Annotated in this window: 16 protein-coding genes; 10 read left to right on the forward strand and 6 right to left on the reverse strand. The window is 41.4% G+C overall.

Annotated features, from left to right (window positions below; translation table 11 throughout):
* Window positions 1–360 precede the first annotated feature (360 nt).
* The 10 genes from DWY31_RS12300 to DWY31_RS12345 all read left to right on the forward strand — a co-directional run bounded on the left by DWY31_RS12300 (window position 361) and on the right by DWY31_RS12345 (window position 10896).
* The gene (locus tag DWY31_RS12300) at window positions 361–1224 is read left to right on the forward strand and encodes a hypothetical protein (RefSeq protein WP_118520743.1); all 864 of its coding nucleotides are present in this window, start codon (window positions 361–363) and stop codon (window positions 1222–1224) included.
* Between the two features lie 212 nt (window positions 1225–1436).
* Window positions 1437–2282 (forward strand): hypothetical protein, encoded by an 846-nt coding sequence (locus DWY31_RS12305; protein WP_118520745.1) that lies wholly within the window; start codon window positions 1437–1439, stop codon window positions 2280–2282.
* Between the two features lie 41 nt (window positions 2283–2323).
* Window positions 2324–3199, forward strand: a complete 876-nt coding sequence (locus DWY31_RS12310) for a hypothetical protein (protein WP_118520747.1) — start codon at window positions 2324–2326, stop codon at window positions 3197–3199.
* A 124-nt stretch (window positions 3200–3323) separates the two neighbouring features.
* Entirely contained in the window at window positions 3324–3734 is a 411-nt protein-coding gene (locus tag DWY31_RS12315) for a GNAT family N-acetyltransferase (RefSeq protein WP_243060583.1), read from the forward strand.
* 91 nt (window positions 3735–3825) lie between these two features.
* Window positions 3826–4644: an AraC family transcriptional regulator gene (locus tag DWY31_RS12320; RefSeq protein ID WP_118520749.1), complete on the forward strand. Its 819-nt coding sequence runs from the start codon at window positions 3826–3828 to the stop codon at window positions 4642–4644.
* A 198-nt stretch (window positions 4645–4842) separates the two neighbouring features.
* Window positions 4843–5460, forward strand: coding sequence for a DUF4867 family protein (locus DWY31_RS12325; protein WP_118520751.1), 618 nt, complete (start codon window positions 4843–4845; stop codon window positions 5458–5460).
* A 96-nt stretch (window positions 5461–5556) separates the two neighbouring features.
* On the forward strand, window positions 5557–7041 hold the full coding sequence (locus DWY31_RS12330; RefSeq protein WP_118520753.1) for an L-fucose/L-arabinose isomerase family protein: 1485 nt from the start codon (window positions 5557–5559) through the stop codon (window positions 7039–7041).
* A gap of 17 nt (window positions 7042–7058) precedes the next feature.
* Window positions 7059–8516 carry a xylulokinase gene (gene xylB / locus DWY31_RS12335; protein ID WP_021859764.1) on the forward strand — a complete coding sequence of 486 codons (1458 nt, stop codon included), beginning with the start codon at window positions 7059–7061 and terminating at the stop codon, window positions 8514–8516.
* Window positions 8517–8713: 197 nt separating this feature from the next.
* The gene (gene uraA / locus DWY31_RS12340) at window positions 8714–9979 is read left to right on the forward strand and encodes a uracil permease (RefSeq protein WP_117538526.1); all 1266 of its coding nucleotides are present in this window, start codon (window positions 8714–8716) and stop codon (window positions 9977–9979) included.
* Between the two features lie 47 nt (window positions 9980–10026).
* Window positions 10027–10896: a PHP domain-containing protein gene (locus DWY31_RS12345; protein WP_118520755.1), complete on the forward strand. Its 870-nt coding sequence runs from the start codon at window positions 10027–10029 to the stop codon at window positions 10894–10896.
* Between the two features lie 191 nt (window positions 10897–11087).
* Here the strand turns inward: DWY31_RS12345 and DWY31_RS12350 are convergent, their stop codons facing one another.
* The 6 genes from DWY31_RS12350 to DWY31_RS12380 form a co-directional block, all read right to left on the reverse strand.
* Window positions 11088–11852, reverse strand: coding sequence for an SDR family oxidoreductase (locus DWY31_RS12350; protein WP_118520757.1), 765 nt, complete (start codon window positions 11850–11852; stop codon window positions 11088–11090).
* A 37-nt stretch (window positions 11853–11889) separates the two neighbouring features.
* Entirely contained in the window at window positions 11890–12702 is an 813-nt protein-coding gene (gene rhaD / locus DWY31_RS12355; RefSeq protein WP_021859760.1) for a rhamnulose-1-phosphate aldolase, read from the reverse strand.
* Window positions 12703–12739: 37 nt separating this feature from the next.
* Window positions 12740–14203 (reverse strand): rhamnulokinase, encoded by a 1464-nt coding sequence (locus DWY31_RS12360; RefSeq protein WP_021859759.1) that lies wholly within the window; start codon window positions 14201–14203, stop codon window positions 12740–12742.
* 14 nt (window positions 14204–14217) lie between these two features.
* Window positions 14218–15042, reverse strand: a complete 825-nt coding sequence (locus DWY31_RS12365) for a DeoR/GlpR family DNA-binding transcription regulator (RefSeq protein ID WP_117538529.1) — start codon at window positions 15040–15042, stop codon at window positions 14218–14220.
* Between the two features lie 312 nt (window positions 15043–15354).
* On the reverse strand, window positions 15355–15960 hold the full coding sequence (locus DWY31_RS12375) for a class II aldolase/adducin family protein (protein ID WP_021860293.1): 606 nt from the start codon (window positions 15958–15960) through the stop codon (window positions 15355–15357).
* A gap of 69 nt (window positions 15961–16029) precedes the next feature.
* The gene (locus tag DWY31_RS12380; protein WP_021860292.1) at window positions 16030–16971 is read right to left on the reverse strand and encodes a 1-phosphofructokinase family hexose kinase; all 942 of its coding nucleotides are present in this window, start codon (window positions 16969–16971) and stop codon (window positions 16030–16032) included.
* Between the last annotated feature and the right edge of the window lie 231 nt (window positions 16972–17202).

Here is a 17202-nt window from a genome sequence, read left to right on the forward strand (position 1 = left end):
CAACCTCCTGCTGCATTATCCTCAGCGCAATGGCGGACGGAATCAGCGAACTATTATAAAACAGAGATAAGAGAACATATCATAAATCCTTTTATAGCATGGATTTCGAGAGAAAAGTAAGAAAATAAAGATAAAATCTCCGGGAAGGAAAGAGTCCCGGAGGTTTTTTTATGATGAAGTAAAATGGCTGGACTTTTCATAAAACTACTCCTACGTAAGCACAGTGTGTTTTCAGGCTTTTGCCCCTGGCATCATAATAAAATATTAAGAATTTTGCAATGGAAATATTAACAATTAAGGAATATGCTTTCCATGTAAAGCAAATATACAGACGCGATGACAAGAATGGAGGAGAACAACATGAGGAAAGCATTAAGAAAGTATCTGTTTGTCGCAGCAATTTGCCTGTGCACGGCACTGACAATGGCTCCGGCACATGCGAAGGCAGCCGGTAAAGTGAAGAATCCGGCGTTTGTCAGACTGAAACCGGGGAAAACTTATACAAAATATGATATTACCGGGGATAAAAAGAAAGATAAGATCAAGATTACACTCGGAAAACGTGATGAAAGTGACTTTATCAAGCGGATCACAGTATCTGTCAACGGAAAGAAAATTGTGAAAAAAGGAATCGGTTCTTTCTATTATAAGACCAGCCTTGTAACACTGAAAAACGGAAAAGTATATCTCTGGGTGAAGAGTTCTTCAGAAGATGCAGATGATACATGGGGATGCCTGTATCAATATCGCAAAGGCAAACTGGAAAAGAAACTGAAATTTGATGGATATGTAAAGAAATATTACTATCATCTGAGTACGGATGTAGTTAAAGTTTCCGGCAACACGCTTACTGTAAAGCAGAGCAATATGACGAGCCCGCTTGGTGAGGTTGTTTATAAATATGATTACAAATATGAGAATGGAAAATTCCATATCGTATCAAGAACTGCTGCTATCGTAAAAGCATCCTATTCTTATCGCACGAAGAGCAGCTGGGGCACATTGAAAAATAATAAAATGCTTTATACCAGTCCATCCACAAGTAAATCAACCGGTGTTGCTGTGACTGCGGGAACAAAAGCAAAAGCAACAAATATTTATATGTGCGATAAATTTATAAGCGTAAAGATTAAGACTGCTGACGGTAAAACCGGATGGTTAAAATGCAGCAAGAAATTTGACGAAAGCAAATTGCTCTTTAAAGAGTGCTTTTATGCGGGATAGATAGTAAGAGTTAGTTGAAAAAATATATAAATGGGGACGGGGCTTTTTTAGAAAAGAACCGTCCCCATTTAACGGTAATTGCACTTTTGTCACTGAAAAATCGGAACAGAAAAGCGAATATATGACTGGTAGTATCTTGTGTGATCTGCAAGTCAATGCTATCATCAAAGTATCAATTGTTGCAGGAAAACATAGAAGAAAAGGAGGAGCTTATGAGAAAATGGAAAAAGGCAGCAGTAGCTGCAATGGTATGCTTGACAGGAGTTTTATTTATGTCGCCGATGAAAGCAGAAGCAAAGAATCCGTCCATGGTGGAACTGAAAGCAGGAAAGACTTACAAAAGTTATGATATCACCGGTGATAAAAAGAAAGATACAGTGAAGATCAGTATTCCAAAAGACCAGTATGACAGATACGGGACTGTAAAGATTACGGTGAACAAGAAAACGACAAAGATTACAAGAACATGGACTTCCTATGCAATCCACACAAGACTGGTAACATTAAAGAACGGAAAAGCGTATCTCTGGGTACAGGGTGAGACGGATAATGAAGACGATCCGTGGGAATGTATTTACCAGTATAAAAAAGGAAGATTTAAAAAAGTCGTTGATTTCTCAAAGACATCTTACAATTATACGAACCATCATCATACGGATATCCTGAAAGTGTCAGGCAACACGATCAGCACAAAACAGTATATTATGTCTACAGCGATGGCTGGTGTTGAGTACAAAGTAAATTATACTTATAAAAAAGGCGCATTAAAGAAGACATCTTCCGCATATGAGATTACAAGTGCCGGTTACACTTATCGTGCAAATGGAAAATACGGAACGATGAAGAATACGAAAGCATTATACAACAGTGTTTCCTGCAAGAAGAAAGTAGCTACTGTAAAAGCCGGAACAAAAGCAAAAGCAGTGAAGATTTATATGACAGGCAAAGCATTTAACATTAAGATTAAAACCGCGAGCGGCAAGACCGGCTGGGTAAAAGGATCAAGAAAATTTAGCGACAAATCGTTACTTTTCAAAGAGTGCTTTTACGCAGGATAGATGATTAAAAATCAAGTATAGCAGGAAAAGGTGGTCTGAAAATGAGAAAGTTAAAAAAGAAAGTATGTTTAATTGCTTTTTGTATTTTAGGAATGATGTTAGTAACACCTGTTCATGTACATGCGAAAACAAAGAATCCTTCTATTGTTAACTTGAAATCTGGAAAAGTATATAAAAAATATGATATAACGGGTGATCAAAAGAAGGATAGAATATTAATTAAAAAGTATAAAGATAAGGCAGATTACTATACAGGTTTTACTATATCAATTAATGGAAAGAAAATAAAAAAAGACAAGAGTAATAGTTGGGGATCAATTACTCTTAGTACTAAACTTGTTACGTTAAAGAATGGTAAAGTTTATTTATGGGTACAAGGCATTGCAGATGGAGAAAATGAGGTATGGGGAGTCTTATATCGATATAAGTCGGGCAAGTTAATCAAGGCGCTTAGGTTTGCAAATTATAGTGAGAAATATGGACGTCATGTAATTACAGATAAGTTAAAAGTATCTGGAAATCGACTTATTACAGTAGAAGAATCCGTATGTGTTCCGTTAGGAGTTGCTACTTATAAATATAATTATATTTATAAAGATGGAAAATTAAAAATTGAATCTAGAGCTGCTAAGGTGACAAGTGTTGCAATGACTGATTTGATTACTGATAAAGTTTATTTACACGGATATGGAACAATGAGAAAAGCAAAGACTTTATATACGAGTCCATCTACTAAAAAGACTACAGGAACAGTGTTACGTGCAAAAACAGAGGCAAAGCCATTAGAAATATATATGTCTAAGAAAATTCTTAGTGTAAAGATTAAGACAAGAGATGGAAAAACAGGCTGGGTAAAATGTGGAAAAAAAGAAAAAGATTCAAATTTACTTTTTAGAGAATGTTTTTACGCTGGCTAGACGAGGAGGAACAGCCATGTTTCGAAAAGCGAAACAGGACGATATCGCAGCAGTAGCTGATATTTACGAACATATTCATGAATAGGAGTCAGCCGGTCTTGTAAAGATTGGCTAGCTTAAGGGTGTGTATCGGGTAGAGCAGACAGCAAAGGATGCATACGAAAGAGACGACCTTTTTGTGTGCGAAGAGGATGGAGAAATACTGGCAGCCGCGATCATCAATCAGACACAGGTGGATGTGTATGCAGATGGAAAATGGACGTATCCGGCAAAGGATGAAGAAGTAATGGTTCTGCACATGCTGGTAGTTGATCCACAGAAAGGAAAGCGCGGGATCGGCAAAGCATTTGTGGCATTTTATGAACAGTATGCAACCGAAAATGGATGCAAATTGTTGCGCATGGATACCAATGAGAAAAATGTGAGAGCAAGAGTTATGTACAAAAAGCTAGGATATAACGAGGCAGACATTGTGCCATGTGAATTTAACAGGATTCCGGGGGTACAGCTTGTACTTCTGGAAAAGAGATTATAATTGTAAAGATAAGCGTTGTTATGATATAATAGGGAAAGCAGTGAAACGAGCAAACAATATATTCTTATGAAATATAAGGAGGGAGAAACCGGTGAATTATTCACACGAGATTATTATGCCAAATGACGATATCCCTTTTAAAATGTTTGTTTTCGAGGGACGACGCGGTAATTACTCGAGAGAGAAGCACTGGCATCGTTCTATCGAAATCTTTGCTTTGTTCGAAGGAGAGATTGAATTTTACGTGAATGAGATTAAGTATTCCCTGAATCCGGGAGAATTCATGTTGGTCAACTCCAATGAGATCCATTCGATCCACTCTCCGAAAGAGAATTTTACTGTAGTGCTTCAGATTCCGCTGACAACGTTTGAACGATATTATACGGATGAGAAGTTTATTTATTTTACACACAGCAGAAGGATACATGATGAGGAATTCATGCAGGTGATCCGGGACATGTACGATGCTTATGAGAAGAAAGAGGTCGGATACGATCTGAAAGTACAGAGCTATTTTTATGAGCTGATCTATCTGCTTGTGAGTAAGTACAGAGAAGTATCTGTGGACAGTGAAATGATACGAAGCAACAAAAAACTGAACAAGTTATCGGCGATAACGGCATACATGAAGGAAAACTACACGAAGGATTTATCGCTTGAAAGCCTGGCACAGACTTTTGGATATTCCGCAACCTATCTGTCGAGGATGTTTCAAAAATATGCGAAGACGAATTATAAGAATTATCTCGATGACATACGTCTGGAGCATGCATATAAGGATCTGGTCAACAGCGATATGCCTATCGGAATGATCGCGAGTCAGAACGGATTCCCAAACAGTAAGGCATTTACAAAGGTATTTCAGAAAAAATACAATAAATTGCCTAGTGAATTCAGGAAAGAATTATAGGACAGAGCGCAGTAACAATATTTGTTACTGCGCTCTGTTTCTGTTTTTGCGGGGGAAATAGGAAGAAAATAAAAAAGTTCACAGGACAAAGTGCTCAAATTGCAAGAAGGACAAGAATTTGCCATGAACGGTTAAGTATTTGGTCGAAAGATCGTTAAAAAATTGCTATAATAATCTTGTGTTTTAGGAGGAATTATTATGAAAATTCAACAAGTGGAAGACAAAGCGTTTTCGACATATGGACGAGTACTGAAAGGGTATGCGTTATCACCGCTTTTAAAAGCCATGGAACATACACCGCTTCCTAAAGGGGAAGTGATCTATGTGCCGGGGATGGAAGAGCTGGAAGATCTTCCTGTTGCAAAGGCTTTTAAAGACCGTGCGTTTGGAGGACTGCCGATCCAGGTGGGATTCTGCAACGGGTTCAATACTTATCTGAACGCAGTAGAGTATCACAGAAGTTCAGAAATCAATGTAGCAGTGACAGATATGATTCTCCTCGTAGGAAGGCAGCAGGATATTACAGAAGATTATACTTACGATACAGATCAGATCAAAGCATTCCTTGTTCCGGCAGGAACAGCCGTAGAGATGTATGCAACAACGCTGCATTATGCACCATGTATGACGAGTGAGAAAGGGTTTCGCTGTGTTGTGATCCTGCCAAAGGGGACAAACACAGACGTAGAGATACCGGCGGATGCCAAGGGAGAAGCAAGACTTCTCACAGCGAGAAACAAGTGGCTCATCGCACATGAGGATGCAAAGATTGAAGGCGCCTTTTGCGGGCTGAAAGGCGAGAATGTGTCGGTTTAATGCCGGCGGCGTTACGAGTGTAACGGATTTATAAAACAAAAGATTTACAAAACATGTATTATGAAAAACAACATTTTTGAAGGAGGAATTGGTATTATGAACAACATGCCAGAAGTAAAACTTGGAATTGTAGCAGTAAGCCGTGACTGTTTCCCGGAGAGCTTATCTGTAAACAGAAGAAAGGCACTGATCGATGCCTACACAAAGAAATACGGAGCAGAGAACATTTACGAATGTCCAATCTGTATCGTTGAAAGCGAGATCCATATGGTGCAGGCACTCGAAGACATTAAGAAAGCAGGATGTAATGCACTTTGTGTATATCTTGGAAACTTTGGACCAGAGATTTCTGAGACATTGCTTGCAAAACATTTTGACGGACCGAAGATGTTCGTGGCAGCAGCAGAAGAGACAGGAGACAACCTGGTACAGGGACGTGGAGATGCTTACTGTGGTATGCTTAATGCAAGCTACAATTTACAGCTTCGCAATATTAATGCATATATTCCGGAATATCCGGTCGGAGATGCAGAAGAATGTGCAGATATGATCCATGAGTTTATGCCGGTAGCAAGAGCTGTCATCGGATTAAATGATTTAAAGATCATCAGCTTTGGACCAAGACCGTTAAATTTCTTAGCATGTAATGCGCCGATCAAACAGCTTTATAATCTGGGTGTAGAGATTGAAGAAAATTCAGAGCTGGACCTGTTTGAAGCATTTAACAAACATGCAGGAGATGAGAGAATCCCGGCAGTTGTCAAAGAGATGGAAGCAGAACTTGGAGCCGGTAATAAGAAACCGGAGATCCTTGAGAAACTCGCACAGTATGAGATCACATTAAAAGACTGGGTAGAAGATCACAGAGGTTACAGAAAATATGTTGCGATCGCAGGAAAATGCTGGCCTGCATTCCAGACACAGTTTGGATTCGTACCATGTTATGTCAACAGCCGTCTGACAGACCAGGGAATCCCGGTTTCCTGCGAAGTAGATATTTACGGAGCGCTCAGTGAGTTCATCGGAACGGTTGTCAGCGAAGATACAGTAACACTTCTGGATATTAACAACACAGTACCGAAGGATATGTATGAGAGCGAGATTAAAGGAAAATACGATTATACACAGAAAGATACTTTCATGGGATTCCACTGTGGAAATACAGCATCCAGCAAGCTTGCATTCTGTGAAATGAAGAACCAGATGATTATGGCAAGAACACTTCCGGAAGAAGTAACACAGGGAACTCTGGAAGGGGATATCATTCCTGGAGATATTACGTTCTATCGTCTGCAGAGCACAGCAGACTGCAAACTGCGTGCATACATTGCGCATGGTGAAGTCCTTCCGGTAGCAACAAAATCTTTCGGAGGCGTTGGTATTTTCGCAATTCCGGAGATGGGAAGATTCTACCGCCACGTACTGCTCGAGGGAGGATACCCACATCACGGAGCAGTTGCATTTGGACATTTCGGAAAAGCTTTATATGAAGTTTTCAAATATATCGGAGTTCCTGTAGAAGAGATTGGCTATAATCAGCCAAAAGGTGTAAGATATAAGACAGAGAATCCATTTGCATAAGAAAGGGGATAAAAACAATGTTATTCATTGGTGTAGATTTAGGAACATCAGCAGTTAAATTGTTATTAATGGATGAAGAGGGAGATATTAAGAAGATTGTCTCCAGAGAGTATCCGTTGTTCTTCCCGCATCCGGGTTGGTCTGAGCAGAAACCGGAAGACTGGTTTGCACAGTCTATGGAAGGAATCAAAGAACTGACAGCAGAGTGTGATAAGTCACAGGTTGCAGGAATCAGCTTTGGCGGACAGATGCACGGACTTGTTGCACTGGACGCAGAAGATAATGTGATCCGCCCGGCAATTCTGTGGAACGATGGAAGAACCGGAGAAGAGACAGATTATCTGAATACAGTAATTGGAAAGGATAAATTATCCGCTTACACAGCAAATATTGCATTTGCAGGATTTACAGCACCGAAGATTCTTTGGATGAAGAAGAATGAACCTGAGAATTTCGCTAAAATTGCAAAGATCATGCTTCCAAAAGATTACCTGGCATACAAGCTGTCCGGATCTTTCTGTACAGACGTATCCGATGCATCCGGTATGCTTCTTATGGACGTTAAGAATCGCTGCTGGTCAAAAGAAATGCTTGATATCTGCGGAATCACAGAAGAGATGCTTCCGAAGTTATATGAAAGTTATGAAGTAGTAGGAACTCTGAAAGAAGACATTGCGAAAGAACTTGGACTTCCTGCAGAAGTAAAAGTTATCGCAGGTGCCGGAGACAATGCCGCAGCAGCTGTTGGAACAGGAACTGTAGGTGACGGAAGATGTAATATTTCTCTTGGAACTTCCGGAACAATTTTCATTTCCAGCAAGAACTTTGGAGTAGATGAACACAACGCTTTACATTCCTTTGCACACGCAGACGGATATTATCATCTGATGGGATGTATGTTAAGTGCAGCTTCCTGCAACAAGTGGTGGAATGAGGAAATCCTCAAGACAACAGACTTTGCGGCAGAGCAGGCAGGCATTCAGAAATTGGGTGAGAACAATGTATTCTTCCTGCCATATCTGATGGGTGAACGTTCTCCACACAACAATCCGGACGCAAGAGCAATGTTTATCGGAATGTCTATGGACACAACAAGAGAAGACATGACACAGGCTGTTCTGGAAGGTGTTGCATTCGGACTTCGTGATTCTCTGGAAGTTGCAAGAAGTCTTGGAATTAAGATTGAGAGAACAAAGATCTGCGGTGGCGGAGCAAAGAGCCCACTGTGGAAGAAGATCATTGCAAATGTTATGAACATGAAGGTAGATGTTATTGAAAGCGAAGAAGGGCCGGCACTTGGCGGAGCTATGCTGGCAGCAGTCGGATGCGGAGCATATCCGGATGTTGAGACGATCGCTTCCAAACTTGTAAAAGTTATCGATACAGTTGAGCCGGAGAAAGAACTGGTTGACAAATACGAAGAGAAATACCAGAAATTCAGAAAGATTTATCCAACTGTAAAATGCTTATACTAAAAGCATACATAAAGGATTGAGATGCCGGTAAGGTTATTCTATAAAATCTTGTATCATATAATGGGACAAAAGGAGATTGCAAAGGAGATTTTGCAATCTCCTTTTTCTTTTCTTATAGATACCTATATGATACAATGGACAAAGTGAAATAATATAATTACACAAACTTAAAGGAATGAAAGGTACAGGAGGAAAACATGGGAGAACGTAAAATTATTCAAATTGAGGACAAAGTGCCATTTAAACTGCTGCTTCCACTCAGCATCCAGCATATGTTTGCAATGTTTGGGGCTTCGGTTCTGGTGCCGTTTGTATTCGGTATTAATCCGGCGATTGTATTATTTATGAACGGTGTCGGAACATTGATTTTTATGACAGTAACAAAGGGGCAGGCGCCGGCATATCTTGGCTCCAGCTTTGCATTTCTGGCACCGGCAGGTGTTGTTATTTCGAAAATGGGATATGAATATGCACTGGGCGGTTTCGTTGCGGTTGGATTCTGCGGATGTATCTTATCGCTTATTATTTACAAATGTGGAACAGACTGGATTGATGTTGTATTGCCGCCGGCAGCGATGGGACCTGTAGTAGCATTGATTGGATTGGAACTTTCCAGTTCAGCAGCGAGTAATGCAGGACTTCTGGATGACAAACTGGACATGAGAAATGTGATCGTATTTCTTGTGACACTCGGTGTTGCGGTCTTTGGGAATATTTTATTCCGCGGATTTTTATCGGTTATTCCAATTCTGATTGCGGTCATCGCAGGATATCTGACAGCGCTTGGCTGTGGCATCCTTGATTTTTCTAAAGTGGCTTCTGCATCCTGGTTTGCACTGCCGAACTTTACAATGGCAAAATTCGATACAGGTGCAATCCTGATGATTCTTCCGGTACTTCTCGTTATTACGTCAGAACATATCGGACATCAGGTTGTAACGAGTAAGATTGTAGGCCGTGATCTGTTGAAAACACCGGGCCTACACAGATCTTTATTCGGAGATAACTTCTCTACCATGATCTCCGGTTTGATCGGTTCCGTACCGACAACGACTTACGGTGAGAATATCGGTGTTATGGCGGTTACAAAAGTATACAGCGTGCGCGTGATCGCAGGGGCGGCAGTGCTTTCTATCATCTGCTCTTTCGTAGGAAAATTATCTATGCTGATCCAGACGATTCCGGGACCGGTTATCGGAGGAATTTCCTTCCTGTTATACGGTATGATCGGAGCATCCGGTATCCGTATTCTGGTTGACTCACAGGTGGACTATGGCAGATCAAGAAACCTGACACTTACTTCAGTAGTATTTGTAACTGGACTTTCCGGAATCAAAGTGGCGTTTGGGGATATTGAGCTGACCGGTATGGTGCTTGCATGTGTAGTCGGCATGATTTTAAGTCTTATTTTCTACATTCTTGACAGACTGCATCTGACGAACGATCAGGATGAAGAAGCGTAAAAACCAGAGACTGTGGAAAAAAGAAAAGTAAGAAAGTTGGCAAGAAAATGTCAGAGAAACAAAATATAATAAAAAATGAATTAACAGCAGCGAATCCGTGTGATCTGCATGTGCACACGACACATTCAGATGCATCCAGAACAGTTGCACAGGTGATAGAATACGCTGCAATGATCGGACTTAAGTATATTGCAATCACAGACCATGATACAATGGCAGGTGTGGATGAAGCTGTGGAGCTTGGCGGGAAACTTGGCGTGCATGTGGTTCAGGGCGTGGAAATGTCTACGCTTGATGAAGAAAGTGGAAGAAATGTGCATTTGCTCTGCTATCTGCCAAAGGATCGTCAGATGATCGATGGATTTCTGGAAAATACATTGAAATGGCGAAGAGAGCAGAAGCTGGAGATGGCGCGCAGAGTACATGAAATATATCCGCTTGTGACACCGGAACTGGTGGAATCTTATGCAAAAGACAGCGAATCGATATATGAATGTCATGTGATGCAGCCGTTATGTGATTTTGGCTATACAAATGTGGCAATCGGAGAGCTGATGAGTTCACTGATTTCTTCAAAGGGAAGCTGTTATGTACCGAAACGATATCCGACGACGTTAGAAGCGGCGACGGTAATCCGGGAAGCTGGAGGTGTTCCGGTGGTAGCGCATGCGGAGCAGTTTGACAGCTTTGAGCTGATTGAGCGATATGCCAAAGAGGGTCTGCTTGCAGGTGTAGAAGTATGGCATCCAAGAAACGGAACGGAATCCAGACAGCGTCTTCTGGAGATTGCGAAGAAATATGATCTTCTTACAACCGGTGGCAGCGATTTTCACGGGCAGTATACAAAGAAACCTCATCCGCTCGGCTTCTGTGGCTGTGAAATCGCAGATGTGGAAGCTATGCTTGCGCGGAAGTAGCAAAATGTCTTAATTTTAGAACTTATAGATTTGATAAAAAAGAAGCTGGATAAAGGAAAGTTCCTTCAATAGATTGTAGGTGAGTTAGAAAAAACAGAAGAGAGCATCCAGAAGATAATGGAAAAATATAAATTATAAAAAAGTTGCCAATGTTTTTCGTGATACATTGGCAACTTTTTTGCTAAGTGAAATTACTGTACGGAATATCCGCCGTCTACGATAATATCGCTTCCGGTTGTATATCCGGAGGCATCGGATGCAAGATAGAGAACTGCAGGGATGAGTTCTTCCGGTTTTCCCATTCTGTGCATTGGCATAAGCGGAATCCATGCGTCAATCAAGTCTTTCGGTACATCGACTGACATTGGTGTTGCAATATATCCAGGGCTTAAAGAGTTTACACGGATGCCGTATTCAGCCCATTCAATGGCAAGAGATTTGCTCATGTGGATAACACCTGCTTTGGAAGCGTTGTAAGAAACCTGCCACTGTGGGATGTTAACGATCGTTCCGGACATAGAAGCCATATTGATGATGCTTCCTTTGATGCCACGTTCGATCATGATACGTCCAACGGCACGGCACATGATAAATTCTCCGGTCAAGTTGATATCAACAACTTCGCGAAATTCTTCAACAGTAGCTTCTAATGTGGACTGATGCATGCAGATACCGGCATTATTGAACAGGATATCGATAGAACCTGAACGCTCAAGAATCTCTGCAAGAGCTTTGTCCACCTGTGTTTCATCTGTAACATCAGCTTTGAGATCGTAAGCTTTTCCACCTGCATCTGTAATTAATTTTACAGTTTCTTCAGCACCGGAACGGCTTAAGATTACAACTTCGGCACCTGCTTCGGCAAGCCCCTGTGCGATAACCTGTCCGATACCGCGTCCGCCACCTGTTACGATAGCAACTTTTCCGTTAAGTCCAAACATTTTTTCTAAGTACATCTTTAAGTTTCCTCCTGGTAAAATATATTATTTCTTTTTAATCCAGATAGCCTTCTCTTGGTGTTACACCAAAGCTTCTGGCAAGTTCGCCTAACTGCTCTTCCGGAATTTTATTTACGATCGGAAGCGGAGCAATCTTCATATAAATTTCAGCTGCTTTCTCGACTGTCTCGATCAGACCGAATGCCTCATCAAGCGTATGTCCGGCAGCGAAAATTCCGTGCTGTGCCCAGAGAATGATTCTGCGGTCGCGGATCTTCTCGGCTGTGAGTTCGCCGATTTTGTTCGTTCCTGCGATCATCCAAGGAACGATTCCGACACCGTCCGGGAATACAACGATACATTCTGTGCACATACCCCACAGAGTTTTTGTAAATTCTTTTTCGTCGATGGAATGTACAAATGTCATTGCAATTGTGTTTACCGGGTGGCAGTGCATAATAACACGGTGTGTAGGATCTACTTTCAGACGCTCCATGTGGTTCATCAGATGTGTTGGAAATTCGCTTGTCGGAGCGGCATTTCCTTCAAATCCCCATAACAACTCCAGACTTTTTCCATCCTGTGCCACACGTACGATACCAAGGTTCTCTGCCGGGTTTGGAGTAATATTTTTGAAATATTTTCCGGTTCCTGTTACCATAAAGATACGACCTGCAACATAAGAAGCATCGAAGTTAATCGGGATCGTACGGATAACATGATCAAGATCCAGATAATATTCCAGAGGTTCATCCTCAAGCAGCCAGCTGATGTTTCCGCCGTTTCGTTCATCCCAGCCAAGGCGGTACATGTTCGCTGTCATTTCAGAAATTTCCTGAATAAATGGTGCGGTTAAAATGTTTTTCATAGTTTTTCCTCCTCATAATGTATGTGATGTATGTGATTTATTTGTTAATGATACATTTCTGATATTTAACATCCCACTCTTCGTGATTCTGAGGTAAATATTCGCGCATTTTGGAGGCAGATGCCATGATATTTTTTGCTTCATCAAGGGAAGAAGCGGCTCCGATGGCAATTAACTGTACAGTAATATTTCCGATGGCAGTTGCCTCGTCCGGTCCTGCAATGACTTTGCGTCCGCAGGCGTTGGCAACAAACTGGCAAAGGATTTCAGCCTTGGAACCGCCACCCATCATGTTGATGACCGGTAATTCTTTTCCGGATACCTTCTCAAGCTGTTCGACTGTCCAGCGGAATTTCATGGCAAGGCTTTCGTAGATACAGCGGATAATCTCGCCGACTGTTTCCGGAGCCTCTCCGTAGTGTTCCATACAGTACTTCTGGATTTTCTTTGGCATATTACCCGGATTATAAAAAACAGGTTCATCCGGATCAAATAGAAAACGGAATGGTTCTGCAGCTTCGGCGAGTTCACCGAGTTCACTGAAACTGTAGTCTTTTCCATGTTCTTTGTAATAACGTTTGCTCTCCTGTATGAACCAGGAACCCATCACATTGCGCAGGATGCGGTGATGACCTTCGTAGCCACCTTCATTTGCCAGATTGGCGGCATAGCCTTCCGGGGTGATCACGCAGTGGTCAAGCTCCGTACCGATCAGTGACCATGTACCACAGCTTACAAGTGCGCAGTCTGTGTGGAGCGGTGAAGACAGATATGCAGAAGCAGTATCGTGCTCACAGACAACGGATACAGGGAATCCCTTTGTTCCCATCATTTCATTGTAACTTTCCTGCGTATTTCCAAGCAGTGTACCCGGCTTTGTAAGCGTGCCGAATAATTCGCGTGGAATATCATAACTGTCAAGGATTTCCTGACACCAGTCATCTTTCTTAAAATCATACAGCTGGCTGACAGAAGAAATCGTATATTCGGAAATTGTCTTGCCGGTCAGGAAATTGATCAGAAGATCCGGGATAAACAGAAGTTTATAAGCGTTATCTAATAAAAATCCGTGACCGTCTTCGCGCATAGCGCCTAATTGCAGATAAGTGTTAAAGAGTGCATTCTGGTTGCCGCTCAGTTCATAAAGCTTTTCTTTTGAAAGCTTGCTGTAAATCTTGTCTGCATGTCTGGCAGTACGCTCATCACGGTAGCAGCGTACCTGTGTGAGTAACTGACCGTTTTTGTCGATCAGACCAAAGTCATTGGAAAAAGAATCGATGGCAAATGAGTCGATCTGATCATCTGTCATTTCAATGGCTTTTTTGATTCCGACATTCATTTCTTTATAAATGTTAATGATGTCCCAGAAAAGTGCGCCGTTTGCTGAATAGGAAACATTGTCAAAACGGTGGATATTCTCAATCGATACATTGTCCCCATCGATTTTGGCGAGAAATAATTTGCCACCGCTTGCGCCGAGATCAAAAGCTAAAATATTCAATTGTACATCCTCCCTTACGCAGTGATGATCCGGACCCCATGTTTTTTTGTAATGGTCCGGAGAGTTTCGGAAACCTCTGGAGTATAGTTGAAGTTGTCTGTCACAATGCAGTCAATTTCATTGAAATTGCCGAGGAAGAAAGGACCTGCTACTTCAAACTTTGTGTGGTCAACAAGAAGGTAAGTCTCTTCAGACTTGTCCATCATTGCTTTCTTGGTGTCAATTTCGTTCAGACTGATATCTGTGAGTCTTTTGTTCAATGTAACTCCCGTGCAGGAAATAAAAGTTTTATCCGGATAAAATTCTTCGGAACTCTTAATTGTACGTGTTCCGTAAAGAGAATAGTTATTACCATTGTAAAATCCTGCAAGGCAGATCAGAGACAGATTCGGATTCTCTAATTTGGCGGCTTCCAGTAAAACTTTTACAGAGTTGGTAATGATAGTCAGATGCATCTCTTTTGGAATATAATCCAGTAAAAATAAAGTTGTGGAACTGTTATCAATAAAAATAGTATCCCTGTTTTCAATCAGAGAAGCAGCTTTTTGTGCAATGAGCTTTTTCTGTGGGATATTGCGCCCGTGACGCAGCAAAAAAGGAGACTCACTGTTTAAAACGGTGTCTCCATATTTGGCTGCGGTTCCTACATTTAAAGGATTCGCATTCAGAATGGCACCACCATGTGTACGGGTTAAAATGCCCTCGGCTTCCAGGCTTTTAAGATCCCGACGGATTGTTTCTTTGGATGTGTGAAGCATATCTGCGAGGACGTTCACACTGACCGAAGACTGAGCCCCCAGAAGATCTATGATTTTTGTTTTTCGTTCCTGACTATACATGTTAATACCATCCTTTTAATATATTTCATGATACCTACGGATTGCTATGTGCAGAGCACTCTCGCAATCCTACACAATATTCGCATATCGCAAGGCTACGCCTTAGCTTTTATGCTCATATTGCTATTAGGTACATTTCTAATGATACCTACGGATTGCTACGTGCCAGGCACTCTCGCAATCCTACACAATATTCGCATATCGCAAGGCTACGCCTTAGCTTTTATGCTCATATTGTTGCAGGTCTCTCAAACTCGCAAGCACTTTTATGCAAGCATAACGTGCATACGAGTTCGGAGACCTTAGGTATCATTAGATTAAATTCTTTGTAATTGTGCAGAATGCGTCGCATTCGATTCTCTCAAGCATGCTGTATGCGAGGTAGATGCTTGGACCGGATACAACAACGCCGTGTTTTGGCATGATCATTCCGATTGGTTTTTTCACTGCTGTCTCGCGGTGATCTTCGAAATACTGATATACATTTCTGCTCAGCTCTTCAGAGTAAGCTTTTGTCCATTCGATACATCCGACTTCGCCACGTCCCATAGTAGCTTCTGTTACGTTCGGAATCGGTTTGGACTGAGCAACGAATGGCATACAGTAGAACGGATGTGCATGGATTGTACACTCGATCTCTTTGAAGTTCTGTAAGATCAGTACATGCATCAGACTTTCTCTGGAAAGTTTGCCTTCGCCTTCAATGATGTTGCGGTCATAGTCGATCAGAAGGAAATCTTCCGGCTGCATCTCGCAATGTTTTCTTTCAGACATCAGAGATGGAGAGATTAAGATACGGTTCTCGTCTACGCGTACAGCAAAGTTACCGCCTGCAGCATTTGTCAGTCTGCGGTCCCACATCATTTTTGCTACCTTGCACATTTCCAGTCTCATTTCATAGTAAGATAAGTTGCTCATAATTCATTCTCCTTTTATTGTATTTGATTTATTTGTTTTTTTCAATTGTTACCTGTTGGTTTTGGGTATCTATTTGATCTTCTCGATTGTTACCTGCTCTTTTAATTCTTTCGCGCGTTCCAGATCATAACCGGCAGAAAGCTTGGATTCTGCGGTTGCGGCAGATACGGCAGTTGCGATACGAATGGTATCCTCAATGGAATATCCTTCGGATAAACCATATACAAAACCAGAAAGGAAGCAGTCGCCACATCCGATCGTGTTCTGTACATTTACTTTCGGCGGGTGTACACGGTAATAACCTTCCGGAGCTTTTACAATAGATCCGTCTCCGCCTAATGAAACGGCGATGATCGGGACATTGTAAGAATCCAGTGATTCAATCGCTTCTACTATAGAGGCGTCGTCTTCAGCAATCGGATGACCGGCAAGTGTGGACAGCTCATCCAGGTTCGGCTTGATCATATATGGAGTCTCGCGGATACATTCTTTCAGAGATTTACCACTTGTATCTAAGAAAAACTTTAAATCCCGGTCGCGGAACATCTCGAGGATCTTATTATATACGGAAGGATCCGGTGAGTTGGATGCGTCTCCGGAGAAAATAAGGTAATCACCCGGCTGGATGGTTGCTTTCATATCTTCAAGAAGTTCATTTAACTCCTCTGTCTTTAAAGTAACACCACGCTCGGCTGCAATTGTGCAGTCACCTGTATCTTCTATAATAAGGTAATTTGTTCTTGTCTCTCTGGAACCGTCATCATAATGTTTAAAACGGACCTCGATGCCGTATTCATTCAGCATATTTATGACTTTCTGCCCGCTTTTGCCATGGCTGATTCCGAATGCAGTGTTCTCTTTGCCGAGAATCTTCAGATTAATAGAAACGTGTGTACCTTTGCCTCCGATCGTATCGACAGTTTTTTGGATTCGATTTGTAATATTTTTGTCGAATCTGCTCAAATAAAGAATTCTGTCAATAGCGGGGTTAAGTGTCAATGTGTGTATCATATTCTACCCCTTTCTGTATTACACAAGTAAACAAACAAGTTCTGAAAGTATAATAACACAGAAACGGAAATAAAACAACACAAAACTAAGAAAGTTAATAAAATAACAAATGCAAACGGATAAGATTATGAACGAGATATGAACAAAAAAATCATAAATTTACAACAAAATTAACAAAAAAGACAAAAAATAACATGCCGAAAGGTGAAAAATTGACTTGACATACAACGC

The sequence above is a fragment of the Dorea sp. AF24-7LB genome (assembly GCF_003478575.1).
GTDB classification, from domain to species: domain Bacteria; phylum Bacillota; class Clostridia; order Lachnospirales; family Lachnospiraceae; genus Dorea_D; species Dorea_D hominis.